An 18,359-nucleotide genomic window follows, 5' to 3' on the forward strand; every position below is an offset into this window, starting at 1 on the left:
GACGCGCAGCGGCCCCTGGGTTTCAGGAATGCCTCAGGATTGCCGGGGCTGCTACGCAGCCCTTTCGCGGCACAAGGCCGCTCCTACAGGGGATCTGGCAGTCACCACTGGGCAGGTGCGGAACCAAGCTCGCAGGCTCCCCGCGCCCAGCTCATGGTGGCCTCGCCCACTTTCAACGGCGCTCTGATCCGCTGTGCTTCGCCCCAAGGTGTGCGTTCGATGCGCGGATCGATGTCCAGCGCCGATTCTGCGGCCAGCGCCAGGTCCTCTTCCACGGTGCCTCGTTCGATCAGCAATGCCGCCGTGCGTGCCAGTGACAGCCTCGACCGGCATCCCTCGCCTCGCCCCAGCGCCCGTATCACTTCGGCCGCCATCAGGTATCCGGTGGCGTGATCCAGCGCCTGCACCGGTAGTGGTACAGGCCGATCCGCCTGGCGCCAGCGCATGCCTTCGCGGGCGATGCCGGTGCTCATCTGCACCAGGCTGTCGAATCCGCGCCGGTCTTGCCAGGGGCCGCTCCAGCCATAGGCGTTCAGGCTCACATCGATCAGCCCGGGGTTGAGCTGGCGTCGTCGTTCGACACCCAGGTCGAGCCGTTCGAAGGCATCGGCGCGGTAACCGTGTACCAGTACATCGGCCTCGGCCAGCAAGCGCTCGAAGCATTGACGGCCGGCAAGAGTGCGTAGGTCTAGGCGGGCGCAGCGCTTGCCCAGGGTAACCTCGGCGGCCACCGCGGGCTCTTCCCAGTCGGGTGGGTCTATCCGTAGCACGTCGGCACCAAAAGCGGCCAGCAGGCGGGTGGCGATGGGGCCGGCGAGGATGCGGGTGAGGTCGAGGACCTTGATGCCGGCCAACGGTCGATCTGCGCTGCCGCGCCAGGCCAGGGTGGTTGCGGTGAAGACCTGGCGCAGGATCAGCGGTTCCTGGTTCACTGCCAATCCCTGGGGATGCGCGCACCATTCGGGCCAACTGCGCATCCGCGCCGCGCAGCCACCGGCTCTCACTACTGCAGCTTCCAGTGCATCGGCGTCCCAGCGGGCGACCTTGTTGGCGACACTGGCACGGTCGGCTTGGGCACCCAGTACCCGCAGGGCGGCGGTGCGGTGGTGCGCCGCGTTGGTGTGCAGGCGGATCCAGCCGTCGCGGGCCTGATAGTCGCCGGCGATGGCATCCCACAGCGGCGGTGGCTCCCAGCCGCCAGGCCGCAGGCTGGTGGCGAACCAGAAGGACGCCAGGCGGCGGTCGATGTGCACCAGAGGGCAGTGGCCCGACTGGCCCCGGAGCAGATCGGCCAGGGCCAGGCCGCAGGCGGCGAGGCTGGCGGCGGCCAGTTCGGTTACTGCAAATGTGGAGGGCAGGGCGCCGATGCCGTGCCAACTTACGGCGGTGGGGGAGAGTTGTAGTGAATGGGCGATGGTGTCGAGCAATGGCTGCATGCCGGATCCTCCTTCGTGGATCCCATTGCAGTACATCCGGCGCCGCAGCGCAAATGAATCAACCTTGCAGTTCGACAGCGGCTGGTGGCGTCGGACGTTCCGGACGCGACCAGATCCACAGGTTGCCCAGGGTCATGCCGGCGATGGCGAGGAACACCGGCCAGTGGTGCTCGAGGAAGGTCAGCATCAGGCCGGCGCACAGCAGCATGCTGATGGTCGCGCTGACCTTGGCGCGGCGCTGGATCACCTTGCCGTTGCGCCAGTTGTAGAGAATCGGACCGAATAGCCGGTGGTTCTCCAGCCAGGCGGACAGGCGCGGCGAGCTGCGGGTCGCGGCCCAGGCGGCGAGGAGGATGAACTCGGTGGTGGGCAGCCCGGGAATGACGATGGCCACGAGGCCAATGCCCAGGCTGACATAGGCCAGGATCGCGTAGAGCAGGCGGGACAGTTTCGAGCGGGCAATTCGGGTCATGGTCTCACTGCAACGGTGTGGCCGCCCGCAGGCGGCCGGGTAAAGCGTGTCAGGCCAGCGCGGCATCGGCGGCGTAGGCATGCTTGAGCAGCTCGGTGAAGCGCTCGAAGGCGGCAACCGCGCCACGTTCGGCGGCGGCGTCTTCCTCGGGCGACAGCTCCAGGCTGTCGAGGATGCGTGTGAACTGCTTCCAACCCTCGGCACGGCCACCGGCCGGCTCGCCCAGGTGACGGGCACCGAAGGTCTCGGACAGCTCCAGGGCCACGGCGCGCTTGATCAGGAACGCGGCGCCCAGTTTGGAGCCTTCGGAGACGAAGATCCAGCCCAGGGCCTCACCCAGGCTTGGCTTGCCCAGGGCGCCGGCGAAGGGCGCGGGCACTTCGGTGTCGAGGTCGGCCAGGTCCAGGCGGGCCTGTTCGGCGCGGCAACGCGCGGCGAGGTCGGGCACGATGGCGATCAGTTGCGGGTCGGTGTACAGCGCCTGCAGCTCGGACTGGAACAGGTACTGGGCAACCACGAAGCGGGCGAAGCTTTCACGGCTGTCGAACGGCTTGTGCGATTTGACCAGGGCGTCCAGCTCGGTGTGCGGGGCGTGGGTGACCTGGTTCAGGCGCTGGGAGCGCAGGGCGGCGCGTTCGGTGGAAGGGGCGGTCATGGGGGCATCCTTGGAAAATGGGGCTGTCTAGTGACAAGACGAAACAGAAGACGCGGGACAGTAAAAAAACCTCACCTGCGAAGTGAAATCATTCTCATGATCTAGAGCCGGGGCCATCGCGGGGCTGTGGGAGCGGGCCTGCCCCGCGATGGCGGTGACGTCGATCTCGATCGGTCAGATATCCCACACCAGGTTGATGGCGAAGTTGCGTCCCGGCGCTGTCAGGCGATCCAGGTTGGCCGGCTGGGTGACGGCGGCTTCGCCCACGCCATTCTGGTCGCCGACCATGGCGTACTTGCGCACGTCATCCCACTGCCAGTACTTCTTGTCGGCCAGGTTGTAGATGCCGCCGTTGACGGTCAGGTCGTCGGTGATCCGGTAGAAGCCGGTCAGGTCCAGCACACCGTAGCCGGGTGTGCGGAAGTTCGAGCTGGAACCGTCGGGGGCGAAGAACTTGGTGTCGTCCACGCGGTTCTTGCGCTTGACCACGGTCCAGCTGAGCTGGGTGCCATAGTCGACCTGCTCGTAGCCCAGGCCGAATACGCCGGTCAGCGGGTTGACGCTGTTCAGCGGTTGCCCGGTGTCGTCGTTGCGCCCGTAGGCATAGGCGATGGAACCGACGGTGTACAGGCCTTCAGGCGCGCCGAAGCGATCCAGGTTGAGGCGGCCCTTGACTTCGGCGCCCTTGATGGTGGCGTGCTTGATGTTGTTGGCCTGGAAGGAGGTCCCCAGGTTGGTCGACTGCACGGCCTCTTCGTTGATGAAGTCGCGGTACTTGTTGTAGAACACCGCGACATCGAAGTTGCCGGCGTCGAAGTTGCCACGCAGGCCGGTTTCGTAGCTCTTGCTCTTCTCAGGCTCCAGCCCCGGGTTGGGCTCGACCACATAGCCGCCGGCGAGGTTTTCGAAGCGGCCCCAGATCGCCTTGGCGCTCGGCGTGCGGAAACCTTCGGCGTACTGCCCGTACCAGGTGTAGTTGTCGTTGAAGGCATAGGTCACGCCCAGCTTGGGCGATACGCGGTGCCATTTCTTGTCGTCGTCGTTCAGACGGCTTTGCCCGGTGGGGCTGGTGCTCTGCACGCCGCGCAGGTATTCGGCGGTCATCTTCGGATCGATGCGGGTGTAGTCGTAGCGAGCGCCTGGCAGGAAGGTCCAGTTGTTCCAGCGGATCTCGTCCTGGGCGAACAGGCTGTAGGTGTTGACGGTCGGATCCGGGAAATCGCTGACCGGCGCCGGGGTGTCGGCCGGGCTGGTCTGGCCAATGAATCGGCAGGCGCCGCCCACCACCAGGCAGGTGCCCTTGCCGGTGCGCAGGCCGGTGATCTTTTCGTGCTTGAGCGTGGTGCCGTAGGTGAGCAGGTGGTCGGTTTCACCAATGCGGAACGCCTTGTCCAGCTGGGCATCAAGCACCCATTGGCGGTCCTTGTAGGTGGTGTCGCGTTCGCGCAGCACGGTACGGCTGAACGGGAAGTAGATTTCCGAGGTTGCCTGGTCGGTCTTGGCGATCTGGTAGTTCAGGCTCCACTTGACGTGGTCGGCGACCAGCGAATCCAGGCCGAATTCATGATTGATGCCGAAACGCTCGCGGGTGACGGTATCGTTGCCGGTGCGGCTGCGGTACATGCCCATGGGCGAGCCACCGTTGAACGGTCCGCCCACTGCGCTGAGGATGTTCTGGTCGCGATCATCCTTGTAGTGCTCGTAGGTCAACCCGAGGCGCGCGTCGTCGGCGTAGTTCCAGCCCAGCTTGGCCAGCACGTTGGTGGTGCGAACGTCCTCGGGGTTGGCTTTGGTCCGGTTGATGCCGACGCCGCCATGCCCGCCATAGGACTCGGTCTCATGGCCATTGCGCTGGCTGAGGTGCAGCAGGCCGTCGAAGTCACCCTGGCGGCCCGCGACGGTGGCCGAGGTCAGCCAGTTTTCGTCGGCGGAGCTGTAGCCGGTCTTCAGGCGTGCGCCGACATCCTTGCCAGGCTTGATGATGTCTTCGGGGTCAAGGGTGTAGTAGCTCACCGCGCCGCCGATGGCGTTGCTGCCGTACAGCACGGAGGCCGGGCCACGCAGGATCTCCACGCGCTTGACGATCTCGGGGTCGACATAGTTGCGCTGGGTCTGGGCGTAGGGGCCGTTGAAGAAGCTGTCGGGAATCGACACGCCGTCCACCTGGGTCAGCACCCGGTCGCCATCGATACCGCGGATGTTGTAGCCGTTCAGGCCGCTGCGCTGGCCGCTGCCGGACACCGACACGCCGGGCTCGTAGCGCACCAGTTGCTTGATATCGTTGACGTTCTGCCGATCCAGCTGTTCGCGGGTCTGCACGCTGACGGTGCTCGGCACCTGGCTGACATCCTGGGCGCTGCGGGTGGCGCTGACGGTCACCTGTTGCAGGGCGATGGCGTTGTCGGCGGACTGGCGCTCGAGCACCACGTTGCCGTTGCCGATCTTGCGGTAGCCCAGGCCGGTGCCGCGCAGCAGGCGTTGCAGCGCCATCTCCGGGGCCAGCGAGCCCTGCACGCCGGGCGAGGCCACGCCATCGGCGAGCTCGGCGCTGAAGCCGACCTGCCAGCCGGTCACCTTGCTGAAGGCGTTGATGGCCTCGACCAGCGGCTGCTGGGCGATGGCGAAACGGTAGTCGCCCATGCGCGGGCTGCTGGCCTGGGCCGGTTCCACGGCCAGCGCCGGCAGGCTGCAGGCGCCGCTGGCGAGCAGGGCCAGGGTCAGCAGGGACAATTGCCCGCGACGGCGGGAAGAAGTGGACGGGCGGGTCTGACCTGTGGGCATCGAAAGCGCTCCCTGTCGCGCGTGAGTTATAGGCGGTGCTTGTTCTCGTTTTCGAACGAGAATCAATCGTATTGGCTATAACGAGACGGGCGAGGCAGGGTGATCGCGTAAAAAAACTTACCGGGTCAGTTGAGAATCACCACGGCTGGGTACTCGTGCAGTTGCGCCGAGGTGATATGGGCGAGGGCGCGCAGGGTTTCCAGCGGCTGGTCGAGGCGGTAGTTGCCGGTGACCGCGACCTGCTCCAGGTGGGCGTTGCTATTGATGATCCAACCCGGGTAATAGCGGCGGACTTCCGCGAGCACCTGGCTCAGCGGGCAGTTCTCGAACACCAGGCGGCCTTCGACCCAGGCCAGGTCCTTGCTCATGTCGGGGCGCTGACGCTGGCCGAACCCCTTGGGGCCGACGCTGATGCTGTCGCCGGCGCTCAGGCGGATGCGCTGGTCGCTCGCGGCCTGCAGGTCGACATCGCCGCGCTGCACCCGCACCTGGGCCTCGCCATCGAGGTAGCGCACGGCGAAGTCGGTGTCGCGCACGCTGGCGCGCAACGGGCCGGCCTGGACTTCCAGGGGCGGCTGGCTGGTATTGGATACCTGGAAGTACGCCTCGCCCTGCAGCAGGCGGGCGACCTTGCGGCCCTCTCGCTCGTCGCTGGCGAAGGCCGAGTTGGTGTTGAGCAGCACCTTGGCGCCCGGGTCCAGCTCCAGGCGCTGGCGTTCGCCGACCACGGTCAGGTGGTCGGCCTGCAGGCGCACCGGCAGGTTGCCGAAGGTGAACAGCCCGACCAGCAGCACGGCGGCGGTGGCCAGCGGTTTCCAGTGGCTGCGCAGGCGCCCGGCGAGCGAGCGCTTGCGCCTGTGTTGCAACTGGCCGGCGGCCTGGCGCAGCGAGGCGCCGTTCCAAAGTGCTTCGGCCTCGACATAGGCCTCGGCGTTTTCCGGCTCGGCCCCCAGCCAGTGCTCGAAGGCGCGGGTGTCGTCCTCGCTGGCGCACTGCAGGCGGATCAACCAGTCCAGCGCCTCCTCGCGGGCACGGGCGCGGGCATCAGGCTCGGCGGGTGACGGGCGAGGGGTGGGGTGGTCGGTCACGGGGGATCCTTGAGAGGGGCTTTTTTTGCGCATGATCAGTGCAGGCCCGGTCCATGGCAAGGGCTTTGCGCGGGGCAGCGGCGAGCGGTCGCATCACTGGTGACGATCGGCCACGCCCATGCAGATGGCCATGATCAGTTTCAGCTCTTTCTGCACAGTGCTGGCCGAGACCTTCAGTTGGTCGGCGATTTCCAGGTAGCTGGCGCCGTGCAGGCGGCTGAGGATGAAGATGCGCTGCTGGCGTTCGCTGAGCTGGCCGAGGCTGACGCTCAGGTGCTTGAGCAGTTGCTCGGCGTGGGTGGCGTCCTCGCTGCTGGCCGAGGGGGCGGCGACATTGTGCAGGACCTGCTCGGGCACATCGTCCACCAGCGTGCGCGCCTGCACCCGACGTGCCCGCAGGTGGTCCAGGGCCAGGTTGCGCGCGGTCTGGAAGACGAAGGGCTCGAGGTGTTCGATCGGCCGCTCGCCCAGGGCGCGGGTGACCCGCAGGTAGGTTTCCTGCAGCAGGTCCTCGGCGGTGCTGGAGTTGCCCACCATGCGCTGCAAGGTGCGCAGCAGGGAGAGGCGCTGGGTGAGGAACACTGAGTTGAACCGGGACTGACTCACGGGGAAACCTGGTCGTTTTTCGGGTGAATGATAATGCTTATCATCCATGCTCGAGGTCAAGCGCAGAAATGTCACGATCAGGTAAATAATGCGGCTAACGCGACCCGTGTAGGAGCGGCCTTGTGCCGCGAAAGGGCCGCGAAGCGGCCCCAGGATTTCGATGTGAATGCAGAAGTTGCTGGGGCCGCTTCGCGCCCCTTTCGCGGCACAAGGCCGCTCCTACATGGGATCGCGTAAGACTTCACCTGGCGTTGAACAACGCCAGGCAGTTGTCCAGCATGCGGTTGGAGAAGCCCCATTCGTTGTCGTACCACGCCAGCACCTTGAGCATGCGCCCGTTGGCGCGGGTGTGGTTGGCGTCGAAGATCGACGACAGCGGGTTGTGGTTGAAGTCGCACGACACCAGCGGCAGGGCGTTATAGCCCAGCACCCGCGAGTGGCGGCTGGCCTCGAGGAACAGCTGGTTGACTTCGTCGGCGCTGGCCTCGCGCTTGAGGTTGACCGTGAGGTCGACCAACGACACGTTGATCACCGGTACCCGCACGGCCATGCCGGTGAGCTTGCCGGCCAGTTCCGGCAGCACCAGGCCCACGGCTTCGGCGGCGCCGGTCTTGCTCGGGATCATCGACTGGGTGGCCGAGCGGGCGCGGTAAGGGTCGCCGTGGTAGACGTCGGTGAGCACCTGGTCGTTGGTGTAGGCATGGATGGTGGTCATCAGGCCTTGCTCGATGCCGAACTCGCGGTGCAGCACCTGGGCGATCGGCGCCAGGCAGTTGGTGGTGCACGAGGCGTTGGAGATGATCTGGTGCGAGGCGCGCAGCACATCGTGGTTGACCCCGTACACCACGGTGGCATCGGCGCCCTTGGCCGGCGCGCTGACGATCACCTTGGCGGCGCCGGCCGTCAGGTGGGCGGCGGCCTTGGCGCGTTCGGTGAACAGCCCGGTGCACTCGAACACCACGTCGATGGCCAGGGTCTTCCAAGGGAGTTCGGCGGGGTTGCGGATGGCGCTGACGGCGATGCGGTCGCCATTGACGGTGAGGCTTTCGTGGTCGGCCTCGACACTGGCGTCGAAAATGCCGTGGACGCTGTCGTACTTGAGCAGATGGGCGTTCATCGCGCTGTCGCCCAGGTCGTTGATGGCGACGACCTGCAGGTCCTGGCGGTAGCCCTGCGTGTACAGTGCGCGCAGGACGTTGCGTCCGATGCGGCCGAATCCGTTGATGGCGATGCGTAGGGTCATGGCGTTACCTCTGGCAGTCGGGTGAAGCCTGTGGCACAAAGAGCAGCTTCACTGAAACGGTTTTGTTGTTGGAATTACAAGATTATTCACCGAGAGATAGAAAACAAGCCTTTTTGCTGGCAGTATTTTGTTTAAACATACAACGAGTGGTCGGGTCAGCCCCATTTCGAACGGTCCAGGCACCTTTTTCTAGAGCCTAGGTCGCAATCGTTTGGAGGGGAAATGGCCTGGTGAAGCCGCCCCACAGTTAGCCTGGAGTCCAGTACATGCATCCGCGCATCCTTGAGGTCACCGAACGGCTGATCGCCCGCAGCCGCCGTACCCGTGAACGCTACCTTGAGCTGATCCGTGGGGCGGCCAGTGACGGACCCATGCGCGCCAGCCTGCAGTGCGCCAACTTCGCCCATGGCGTGGCCGGCTGTGGCGGCGAGGACAAGCAGACCCTACGCCTGATGAACGCCGCCAACGTGGCCATCGTCTCGGCCTACAACGACATGCTCTCGGCGCACCAGCCGTACCAACACTTCCCCGAACAGATCAAGCAGGCCCTGCGCGAAGTCGGCTCGGTCGGCCAGTTCGCCGGCGGCGTGCCGGCCATGTGCGATGGCGTGACCCAGGGCGAGCCGGGCATGGAGCTGGCCATCGCCAGCCGCGAAGTGATCGCGATGTCCACCGCCATCGCCCTGTCGCATAACATGTTCGACGCCGCCCTGATGCTGGGCATCTGCGACAAGATCGTTCCCGGCCTGATGATGGGCGCATTGCGTTTCGGCCACCTGCCGACCATCTTCGTGCCGGGCGGGCCGATGGTCTCGGGCATCTCCAACAAAGAGAAGGCCGATGTGCGCCAGCGCTACGCCGAGGGCAAGGCCACCCGCGAGCAACTGCTCGAATCGGAAATGAAGAGCTACCACGGCCCGGGCACCTGCACCTTCTACGGCACCGCCAACACCAACCAGCTGGTGATGGAGGTGATGGGGCTGCACCTGCCGGGCGCTTCGTTCGTCAACCCGTACACGCCACTGCGCGATGCCCTCACCGCCGAAGCCGCGCGCCAGGTCACGCGCATGACCAAGGCCAGCGGCAACTTCATGCCCATCGGTGAGATCGTCGACGAAAAGGCGCTGGTCAACTCGATCGTCGCCCTGCACGCCACCGGCGGCTCGACCAACCACACCCTGCACATCCCGGCCATCGCCCAGGCCGCCGGTATCCAGCTGACCTGGCAGGACATGGCCGACCTGTCCGAGGTGGTGCCGACGCTGTCCCACGTCTATCCGAACGGCAAGGCCGACATCAACCACTTCCAGGCCTCCGGCGGCATGGCGTTCCTCATTCGCGAGCTGCTCGATGCGGGCCTGCTGCACGAGGACGTCAACACCGTGGCCGGGCATGGCCTGCGCCGTTATACCCAGGAGCCGTTCCTCGAAGATGGCCAACTGGTGTGGCGCGAAGGGCCGAAGGACAGCCTCGACGAAAGCATCCTGCGCCCGGTGGCGCGGCCGTTCTCCGCCGAGGGCGGCTTGCGGGTCATGGAGGGTAACCTCGGGCGCGGCGTGATGAAGGTGTCGGCGGTGGCGCCTGAGCACCGCGTGGTCGAGGCGCCTGCCCGGGTGTTCCACGACCAGCAGGCGCTGGCCGATGCGTTCAAGGCCGGCGAACTGGAGCGCGACTTCGTCGCCGTGGTGCGCTTCCAGGGCCCGCGTTGCAACGGCATGCCCGAGCTGCACAAGCTGACGCCGTTCCTCGGCGTGCTGCAGGACCGCGGCTTCAAGGTGGCGCTGGTGACCGACGGGCGCATGTCCGGCGCCTCGGGCAAGATCCCGGCGGCCATCCACGTGTGCCCGGAAGCCTTCGACGGCGGCCCGCTGGCGCGGGTGCGCGATGGTGATATCGTGCGCGTCGATGGTGCCGAAGGCACGCTGCGGATCATGGTCCCGGCCGAGGAACTGGCCAGCCGTGAGCTGCCCGAGCCGCCCACGGGCAACGACCTGGGCTGCGGGCGCGAGCTGTTCGGCTTCATGCGCGTGGCGTTCAGTTCCGCCGAACAGGGCGCGAGCGCCTTCACCTCGGCCCTGGAGAACCTCAAATGAAGGCCTTGCTGGTCGGCGACATCGGTGGCACCAACGCACGTTTTGCCTTGTGGCGCGACAACGAGCTGCAGGCGGTCCAGGTGCTGGCCACCGCCGACTACACCAGCCCCGAGCAGGCCATCGAGGCCTACCTCGCCGACCAGAGCATCGCCCGTGGCGGCCTGGCGGCGGTGTGCCTGGCGGTGGCCGGTCCCGTGGACGGCGACGAATTCCGCTTCACCAACAACCACTGGCGCCTGAGCCGCAGCGCGTTCTGCCAGACGCTGCAGGTCGAGCGCCTGTTGCTGATCAACGATTTTTCCGCCATGGCCCTGGGCATGACCCGCCTGCGCGACGGTGAATTCCGCGAGGTCTGCGCAGGCCTCGCCGACCCGGCGCGTCCGGCACTGGTGATCGGCCCCGGCACCGGCCTGGGCGTGGGCAGCCTGCTGCGCCTGGGCGAGCACTGGCTGGCGCTGCCGGGGGAGGGCGGGCATGTCGACCTGCCGGTGGGCAATGCCCGCGAGGCGGCGATCCACCAGGAGATTCACCGGCAGATCGGCCATGTCAGCGCCGAGACGGTGCTCAGTGGCGGTGGGCTGGTGCGCTTGTACCAGGCGATCTGCGCGCTCGACGGCGCCACGCCGACGCACAAGACCCCGGCGCAGATCACCGACGCGGCCCTGGCCGGCGAGCCCCGGGCGCTGGCGGTGATCGAGCAGTTCTGCCGCTTCCTCGGGCGGGTGGCGGGCAACAACGTGCTCACCCTGGGCGCCCGGGGTGGGGTCTACATTGTCGGTGGGGTGATTCCGCGTTTCGCCGAGTTGTTCCTGGGCAGCGGATTCGCCGCGAGTTTCGCCGACAAGGGCTGCATGAGTGGTTATTTCGCCGGGGTGCCGGTATGGCTGGTGACCGCGGAGTTTTCCGGGTTGCTGGGGGCCGGGGTGGCCTTGCAGCAAGCGTTGGATCATTGATCGCTGGGGCCGCTTTGCGACCCTTTCGCGGCACAAGGCCGCTCCTACAGGGGAAACGCGATCAACGGTAGGAGCGGCCTTGTGCCGCGAAAGGGCTGCAAGGCAGCCCCGTACAGCAGGCATGAAGATCTGCGTTTACAAGAGGACTGACCACTGTGACCACTGCCGGCAAATCGATCCTGATGGTCGACGACGACCAGGACATCCGCGAACTGTTGCAGACCTACCTTGCCCGCTGCGGCCTGCAGGTCCATGCCGAACCTGATGGCCAGGGCTTTCGCCGCGCCCTGGACGCCAACCCCTATGACCTGGTGATCCTCGACGTGATGCTGCCCGACGAGGATGGCTTCAGCCTGTGCCGCTGGGTCCGCCAGCACCCGCGCCAGGCGCGGGTGCCGATCATCATGCTGACCGCCAGCTCCGACGAGGCCGACCGGGTCATCGGCCTGGAGCTGGGCGCCGACGACTACCTCGGTAAGCCCTTCAGCCCGCGTGAGCTGCAAGCCCGCATCAAGGCCCTGCTGCGCCGCGCCGATTTCGGCCAGGCGGCGCCGGCCAGCGCGGTGCTGGCCTTCGACGACTGGCGCCTGGACACGATCAGCCATCGCCTGTTCCACCGCGATGGCGAGGAGGTGATCCTCTCCGGCGCCGACTTCGCCCTGCTCAAGCTGTTCCTCGACCACCCGCAGCAGATCCTCGACCGCGACACCATCGGCAACGCCACCCGCGGGCGCGAGCCGATGCCGCTGGACCGTATCGTCGACATGGCGGTCAGCCGCCTGCGTCAGCGCCTGCGCGACACGGAAAAACCCCCTCGGCTGATCCGCACCGTGCGCGGCAGCGGCTACCTGCTGGCGGCCAATGTCTGCCCGGCCTAGCGAGCGCCGCTGGCGCCTGCTGCCGCGCTCGCTGCTGGGACGCATGCTGCTGCTGACCTTGCTGGTGGTGTTGCTGGCCCAGGGGCTGTCGAGCCTGATCTGGGTGGCGCAACTGCGCGCCAGCCAGCTGCAGGGCCTGCGTGCCAGTGCTGGCAGCCTGGCCCATTCGATGAGTGCCAGCGTCAGCTACTTCCGTTCGCTGCCGGTGGCCTACCGACCCATGGTCCTCGACCAGTTGCGCAGCATGGGCGGCACGCGCTTCTTCGTCTCGCTCAACGTCAAGCCGCTGGAGATGCCGGTGCTGCCGATCACCCCGCGCAAGCAGGCGGTGATCGACGTGTTCCAGGAGGTGTTGCACGAGCGCCTGGGCCAGCAGCTGGAGATCTCCGTCGAATTCGTCAGCCCCGACGACCTGCGGATCTTCAACAGCGGCCTGAAACTCGATGAGCTGCCCCGTTCCTGGGCGCACTACTCGTTGACCCTGGAGCCGCTCAACCCGCCGGTGCTGGTGACCCAGATCCGCCTGGGCGAGGGCGAGTGGCTGTACATCGCCTCGCTGTTGCCAGAGCCCTACACCAGCCTCGAGGCCGAGCGCCTGCCGCGCCAGCAGATCGGCTTCATCGCCATGACCACCGCCCTGCTGTTGCTGTTCATCGGCCTGTTGGTGCACTGGCAGAGCCGGCCGCTCAAGCGCCTGGCGCGGGCGGCGCGGGAAATGTCGCTGGGCGCCGACGTGGCCCCGGTGGCCGAGGGCGGCGGCAGTGAAGTGGTCGAGGTGGGGCGGGCGTTCAACAGCATGCGCGAGCGCATCAGCCGTTACCTCACCGAGCGCTCCCAGTTGTTCAGCGCCATTTCCCATGACCTGCGCACGCCGATCACGCGCCTGCGCCTGCGGGTCGAGCTGCTCGAGGACGAGAAGCTGCAAGCGAAGTTCAGCCGCGACCTCGACGAGCTGGAGCTGCTGGTCAAAGGGGCGTTGCAGTGCGTGAAGGACACCGACATTCACGAGAACATCGAGCCGATCGACCTCAACCAGGTGCTGGAGATGCTCGCCGAGCCTTACCTCGGTGACGGCCGCATCACCCTCGAGGGACAGGCGCTGGCGCCGTATCCCGGCAAGTCGCTGGCCCTGCGCCGCTGCATCGGCAATCTGATCGATAACGCCATCAAGTACGGCGAGCGGGCGCACCTGCGGATTCTCGACAGTACCGAGAGCTTCGTCCTGCAGGTGGACGACCAGGGGCCGGGGGTGCCGGAGCAGCGCCTGGAGCAGGTGTTCGAGCCGCACTTCCGGCTGGCCGGGCAGCAGCAGGGGTACGGTTTGGGACTGGGGATCGCGCGCAACATCGCCCACAGTCATGGCGGCGAGGTGAGCCTGTTCAACTTGCGTGAGGGTGGACTGCGGGTGACCTTGTACCTGCCGCGTACAGCCGAATGAGCCCTTATCGCGGGGCAAGCCCGCTCCCACGCCAACATGCGCGGCCGGCGTGGGAGCGGGCTTGCCCCGCGATAAAGGCTTCGATGTAACGATGTGGTGACAATCGAGCCAGTCTTCGTGACATGCCAGCCAGGACGGCTGACTAGAATCGGCTGACAACAACAAGGAAGACCATGCCCATGGCCAACCGCTGGATCGACTCCCCGACACACCATGCCTGGCTCGACGCCGAGGCCCTGCGCCTGCTCGCCTTCGCCAGGGCTTCGCGCCTGCCCCAGGGGTTCGGCAACCTCGACGACGAAGGCCGTCTGCCCCGTTGCGCCCTGGCCGAGACCATGAACACCGCGCGCATGACGCATAGCTTCGCCCTGGCGCATATCCAGGGCGTTCCGGGTTGCCGCGAGCTGGTCGAGCATGGCGTCGAGGCCCTGCTGGGCCCGCTGCGCGACCAGGAGCACGACGGCTGGTACGCCCAGCCCGAAGGCCACGGCGACACCGGCAAGGCCGCCTACCTGCATGCCTTCGTCGCCCTTGCCGCCAGCTCGGCGGTGGTGGCGGGTGTCACACAGGCCCAGGCACTGCTGGATGCCGTGCTCCGGGTCATCGAGCAGCACTTCTGGTGCGAGGAGGAGGGCGCCCTGCGCGAGTCGTTCTCCCGCGACTGGCGGCAGGCGGAGACCTACCGTGGAGCCAACAGCAACATGCACGGCGTCGAGGCGTTTCTCGCCCTGGCCGATGTCACCGGCGACGTGCGCTGGCTGGATCGTTCGCTGCGCATCGTGCAGCGTTTGATCCTGGCCCAGGTCGCCGCCGATGGTTTGCGGGTCACCGAGCATTTCGACGAGCACTGGCAGGCATTGCCCGACTACAACCGCGACAACCCCGCCGACGGCTTCCGCCCCTACGGCACCACGCCCGGCCATGCCTTCGAATGGGCACGCCTGGTGCTGCACCTGGAGGCGGCCCTGCAACGGGCGCAACTGCCTGCGCCCGAGTCCTTGCTGCCTGCCGCCAGGGGGCTGTTCGACAGCGCCTGCAAGCATGCCTGGCAGGCCGATGGCACGCCGGGGTTGGTCTACACCCTGGACTGGCGCAACCGCCCGGTGGTGCGCGAGCGCCTGCACTGGGTACATGCCGAGGCCAGCGCCACCGCCGCGGCCCTGTTGCGGCGTACCGGCGAGGCGCAGTACGAACATTGGTATCGCTGCTTCTGGGACTTCATCGCCAGCCACTTCATCGACCGCAGCCACGGCAGTTGGCACCACGAGCTCGATGCGACCTTGCTGCCCAGTGCACGGATCTGGGGCGGCAAGCCCGACCTCTACCACGCCTACCAGGCCCTGCTGCTGCCGCGCCTGCCGCTGGCGCCGAGCCTGGCCACGTCCCTGGCTATGTAACCAGATGATGACATTCGCGCATCCGTTCGTTACCTGACGACGGACGCGGGCTCCTTACACTCCATGCCATGCAAGCGACAGTCTTGCCTCGCATAACAACAATAAAGGTATTCCCATGCATTCGACGCTTCGTCTCGCCGCTGCGATCTCCCTCGCCTCACTCTGCTCGCTCAATGCCCATGCCGCCGAATCCAAAGGCAACGTGGAGGTCGTCCATTGGTGGACCTCCGGTGGTGAAAAAGCTGCCGTCGACGTGCTCAAGGCCCAGGTCGAGAAAGATGGTTTCACCTGGAAGGACGGTGCCGTGGCTGGTGGTGGTGGCGCCACCGCGATGACCGTGCTCAAGAGCCGCGCGGTGGCAGGCAACCCGCCCGCCGTGGCCCAGATCAAAGGACCGGATATCCAGGACTGGGCCGCGACCGGCCTGCTCGACCCTGACGTGCTCAAGGACGTGGCCAAAACGGAGAAGTGGGACAGCCTGCTCGACAAAAAGGTCGCCGACACCGTCAAGTACGACGGCGACTACGTGGCCGTGCCGGTGAACATCCACCGCATCAACTGGTTGTGGATCAACCCCGAAGTGTTCAAGAAGGCCGGCATCGACAAGGCGCCGACCACCCTCGAAGAATTCTATGCCGCCGGCGACAAGCTCAAGGCCGCCGGCTTCATCCCGCTGGCCCACGGCGGCCAGCCGTGGCAGGACAGCACCGTGTTCGAGAGCGTGGTGCTCTCGGTAATGGGCGTAGAAGGCTACAAGAAAGCGCTGGTCGAACTGGACGAAAAGGCCCTGACCGGCCCCGAGATGGTCAAGGCGCTCACCGAGCTGAAGAAGGTCGCCACCTACATGGACCCTGACGGCAAGGGCCAGGACTGGAACCTGGAGGCGGCCAAGGTCATCAACGGCAAGGCCGGCATGCAGATCATGGGCGACTGGGCCAAGAGCGAATGGACCCTGGCGAAGAAGACTGCTGGCAAGGACTACCAGTGCGTGGCCTTCCCCGGCACCGACCAGGCCTTCCTCTACAACATCGACTCGCTGGTGGTGTTCAAACAGAAGGACAAGGGCACGGCGGCGGGCCAGCAGGACATCGCCCGCAAGGTGCTGGGCGAGGAGTTCCAGAAGGTCTTCAGCACCAACAAGGGCTCGATCCCGGTGCGTAACGACATGCTCGCCGACATGGGCAAGCACGGCTTCGACAGCTGCGCCCAGACCGCGGCCAAGGACTTCCTGGCCGACGCCAAGACCGGCGGCCTGCAACCGAGCATGGCGCACAACATGGCCACCACGCTGGCGGTGCAGGGGGCGTTCTTCGATGTGGTGACCAACTACATCAACGATCCGAAGGCCGATCCTGCGGATGCGGCGAAGAAGCTGGCCGCCGCAGTCAACGCCGCCAAGTAGTCAGGCGCCTGTGTAGGAGCGGCCTCGTGCCGCGAAAGGGCCGCATAGCGGCCCCTGGCCTCTCCAGTTGTTGCCGGGGCCGCGCTGCGGCCCTTTCCGGCCGGTCCGGCGCCCCGGCAAGGCCGCTCCTACACGGTTATCTGCCTTTCTCGAAACGAGATCTGAACCATGACCACAGCAACTGCCCGCCTGCGGGCCTCCCCCCTGGACGCGCTGCAGCGCTGGCTACCGAAGCTGGTGCTGGCGCCGAGCATGTTCATCGTCCTGGTGGGCTTCTACGGCTATATCCTGTGGACCTTCGTCCTCTCGTTCACCACCTCGACCTTCCTGCCCACCTACAAGTGGGCGGGCCTGGCGCAGTACGCCCGGCTGTTCGACAACGACCGCTGGTGGGTGGCGAGCAAGAACCTGCTGCTGTTCGGCGGCCTGTTCATCGGCATCACCCTGGCCATCGGCGTGTTCCTCGCCGTGCTGCTCGACCAGCGCATCCGCCGCGAAGGTTTCATCCGCACCATCTACCTGTACCCCATGGCCCTGTCGATGATCGTCACCGGCACCGCCTGGAAGTGGCTGCTCAATCCCGGCATGGGCCTGGACAAGCTGCTGCGCGACTGGGGCTGGGAAGGCTTTCGCCTGGACTGGCTGATCGACCCCGACCGCGTGGTCTACTGCCTGGTGATCGCCGCCGTGTGGCAGGCCTCGGGCTTCATCATGGCGATGTTCCTCGCCGGCCTGCGCGGTGTCGACCAGTCGATCATCCGCGCCGCCCAGCTCGATGGCGCCAGCCTGCCGCGCATCTACTGGACCGTGGTGCTGCCCAGCCTGCGCCCGGTGTTCTTCAGCTCGCTGATGATCCTTTCGCACATCGCCATCAAGAGCTTCGACCTGGTGGCGGCGATGACTGCCGGCGGCCCTGGCTATTCCTCGGACCTGCCGGCCATGTTCATGTACTCGTTCACCTTCAGTCGCGGGCAGATGGGCATGGGCTCGGCCAGCGCGATCCTGATGCTCGGCGCGATCCTGGCGATCCTGGTGCCGTACCTGTATTCCGAATTGCGGGGCAAACGCCATGACTAGCCTGACCGACAAACCCGCACTGAACCTCAGCCGTATCGCCATCCACGCCGTGCTGCTGCTGGCCGTGCTGCTGTACCTGGTGCCGTTGGTGGTGATGCTGCTGACCAGCTTCAAGACCCCCGAGGACATCGGCAGCGGCAACCTGCTGAGCTGGCCGACTGCGTTCACCACCATTGGCTGGAGCAAGGCGTGGACCACGGTCAGCGGCTACTTCGTCAACTCGATCCTGATCACTGTGCCTGCGGTGCTGATCTCCACCGCGATTGGCGCGCTCAATGGCTATGTGCTGTCGATGTGGCGCTTCCGTGGGTCGCAACTGTTCTTCGGCCTGCTGCTGTTCGGCTGCTTCCTGCCGTTCCAGACCGTGCTGCTGCCGGCCTCGTTCACCCTCGGCAAGCTGGGCCTGGCCAGTACCACCAGCGGGCTGGTGCTGGTGCACGTGGTGTACGGCCTGGCCTTCACCACGCTGTTCTTTCGCAACTACTACGTGAGCATCCCCGATGCCCTGGTCAAGGCCGCGCGCCTGGACGGCGCCGGGTTCTTCACCATCTTCGGGCGGATCATCCTGCCGATGTCGACGCCGATCATCATGGTCTGCCTGATCTGGCAGTTCACCCAGATCTGGAACGACTTCCTGTTCGGCGTGGTGTTCTCCAGCGGCGACTCGCAACCGATCACCGTGGCCCTCAACAACCTGGTCAACACCAGCACCGGGGCCAAGGAATACAACGTCGACATGGCCGCAGCGATGATCGCCGGGCTGCCGACGCTGCTGGTCTACGTGGTCGCGGGCAAGTATTTCGTGCGCGGGCTGACCGCCGGCGCGGTCAAGGGGTAAGT

The 18,359-nt window shown here is 66.3% G+C and carries 15 protein-coding genes; 8 read left to right on the plus strand and 7 right to left on the minus strand.

The genetic code is table 11. The annotated features are described in order from the left end of the window. Positions 1–101: 101 nt before the first annotated feature. The 7 genes from K2O50_RS05105 to gap form a co-directional block, all read right to left on the minus strand. Entirely contained in the window at positions 102–1,436 is a 1,335-nt protein-coding gene (locus tag K2O50_RS05105) for a CoA transferase (protein ID WP_050704132.1), read from the minus strand. A gap of 58 nt (positions 1,437–1,494) precedes the next feature. Further along, positions 1,495–1,908: a YbaN family protein gene (locus K2O50_RS05110; RefSeq protein WP_050704133.1), complete on the minus strand. Its 414-nt coding sequence runs from the start codon at positions 1,906–1,908 to the stop codon at positions 1,495–1,497. Positions 1,909–1,957: 49 nt separating this feature from the next. Continuing rightward, complete coding sequence (locus tag K2O50_RS05115) at positions 1,958–2,563, minus strand: biliverdin-producing heme oxygenase (RefSeq protein WP_028691979.1); 606 nt, start codon at positions 2,561–2,563, stop codon at positions 1,958–1,960. A gap of 174 nt (positions 2,564–2,737) precedes the next feature. Continuing rightward, positions 2,738–5,344: a TonB-dependent receptor gene (locus K2O50_RS05120; RefSeq protein WP_050704134.1), complete on the minus strand. Its 2,607-nt coding sequence runs from the start codon at positions 5,342–5,344 to the stop codon at positions 2,738–2,740. A gap of 125 nt (positions 5,345–5,469) precedes the next feature. Further along, the gene (locus K2O50_RS05125; RefSeq protein ID WP_050704135.1) at positions 5,470–6,432 is read right to left on the minus strand and encodes a FecR domain-containing protein; all 963 of its coding nucleotides are present in this window, start codon (positions 6,430–6,432) and stop codon (positions 5,470–5,472) included. 93 nt (positions 6,433–6,525) lie between these two features. Next, positions 6,526–7,038 carry an RNA polymerase sigma factor gene (locus K2O50_RS05130; protein WP_050704136.1) on the minus strand — a complete coding sequence of 171 codons (513 nt, stop codon included), beginning with the start codon at positions 7,036–7,038 and terminating at the stop codon, positions 6,526–6,528. 241 nt (positions 7,039–7,279) lie between these two features. After that, positions 7,280–8,281, minus strand: coding sequence for a type I glyceraldehyde-3-phosphate dehydrogenase (gene gap / locus K2O50_RS05135; protein WP_050704137.1), 1,002 nt, complete (start codon positions 8,279–8,281; stop codon positions 7,280–7,282). Between the two features lie 266 nt (positions 8,282–8,547). Here gap and edd point away from each other — a divergent pair, with 266 nt between their 5' ends. The 8 genes from edd to K2O50_RS05175 all read left to right on the plus strand — a co-directional run bounded on the left by edd (position 8,548) and on the right by K2O50_RS05175 (position 18,357). Next, positions 8,548–10,374 (plus strand): phosphogluconate dehydratase, encoded by a 1,827-nt coding sequence (gene edd / locus K2O50_RS05140; RefSeq protein WP_050704138.1) that lies wholly within the window; start codon positions 8,548–8,550, stop codon positions 10,372–10,374. After that, on the plus strand, positions 10,371–11,327 hold the full coding sequence (locus tag K2O50_RS05145) for a glucokinase (protein ID WP_050704139.1): 957 nt from the start codon (positions 10,371–10,373) through the stop codon (positions 11,325–11,327). The genes edd and K2O50_RS05145 overlap by 4 nt, the downstream gene beginning before the upstream one ends. Before the next feature lie 182 nt (positions 11,328–11,509). After that, complete coding sequence (locus tag K2O50_RS05150) at positions 11,510–12,205, plus strand: response regulator (RefSeq protein ID WP_267967174.1); 696 nt, start codon at positions 11,510–11,512, stop codon at positions 12,203–12,205. Continuing rightward, on the plus strand, positions 12,189–13,643 hold the full coding sequence (locus K2O50_RS05155; RefSeq protein ID WP_050704140.1) for an ATP-binding protein: 1,455 nt from the start codon (positions 12,189–12,191) through the stop codon (positions 13,641–13,643). The genes K2O50_RS05150 and K2O50_RS05155 overlap by 17 nt, the downstream gene beginning before the upstream one ends. A 179-nt stretch (positions 13,644–13,822) precedes the next feature. Further along, positions 13,823–15,040 (plus strand): AGE family epimerase/isomerase, encoded by a 1,218-nt coding sequence (locus K2O50_RS05160; RefSeq protein ID WP_052896246.1) that lies wholly within the window; start codon positions 13,823–13,825, stop codon positions 15,038–15,040. 115 nt (positions 15,041–15,155) lie between these two features. Then, on the plus strand, positions 15,156–16,442 hold the full coding sequence (locus K2O50_RS05165) for an ABC transporter substrate-binding protein (protein WP_050704142.1): 1,287 nt from the start codon (positions 15,156–15,158) through the stop codon (positions 16,440–16,442). Positions 16,443–16,610: 168 nt separating this feature from the next. Then, the gene (locus tag K2O50_RS05170) at positions 16,611–17,519 is read left to right on the plus strand and encodes a carbohydrate ABC transporter permease (protein WP_050704143.1); all 909 of its coding nucleotides are present in this window, start codon (positions 16,611–16,613) and stop codon (positions 17,517–17,519) included. Beyond that, positions 17,512–18,357, plus strand: coding sequence for a carbohydrate ABC transporter permease (locus tag K2O50_RS05175; protein WP_050704144.1), 846 nt, complete (start codon positions 17,512–17,514; stop codon positions 18,355–18,357). The genes K2O50_RS05170 and K2O50_RS05175 overlap by 8 nt, the downstream gene beginning before the upstream one ends. Positions 18,358–18,359: the final 2 nt, after the last annotated feature.

This window comes from Pseudomonas sp. 2hn, from assembly GCF_019646095.1.
Lineage (GTDB): Bacteria > Pseudomonadota > Gammaproteobacteria > Pseudomonadales > Pseudomonadaceae > Aquipseudomonas > Aquipseudomonas peradeniyensis.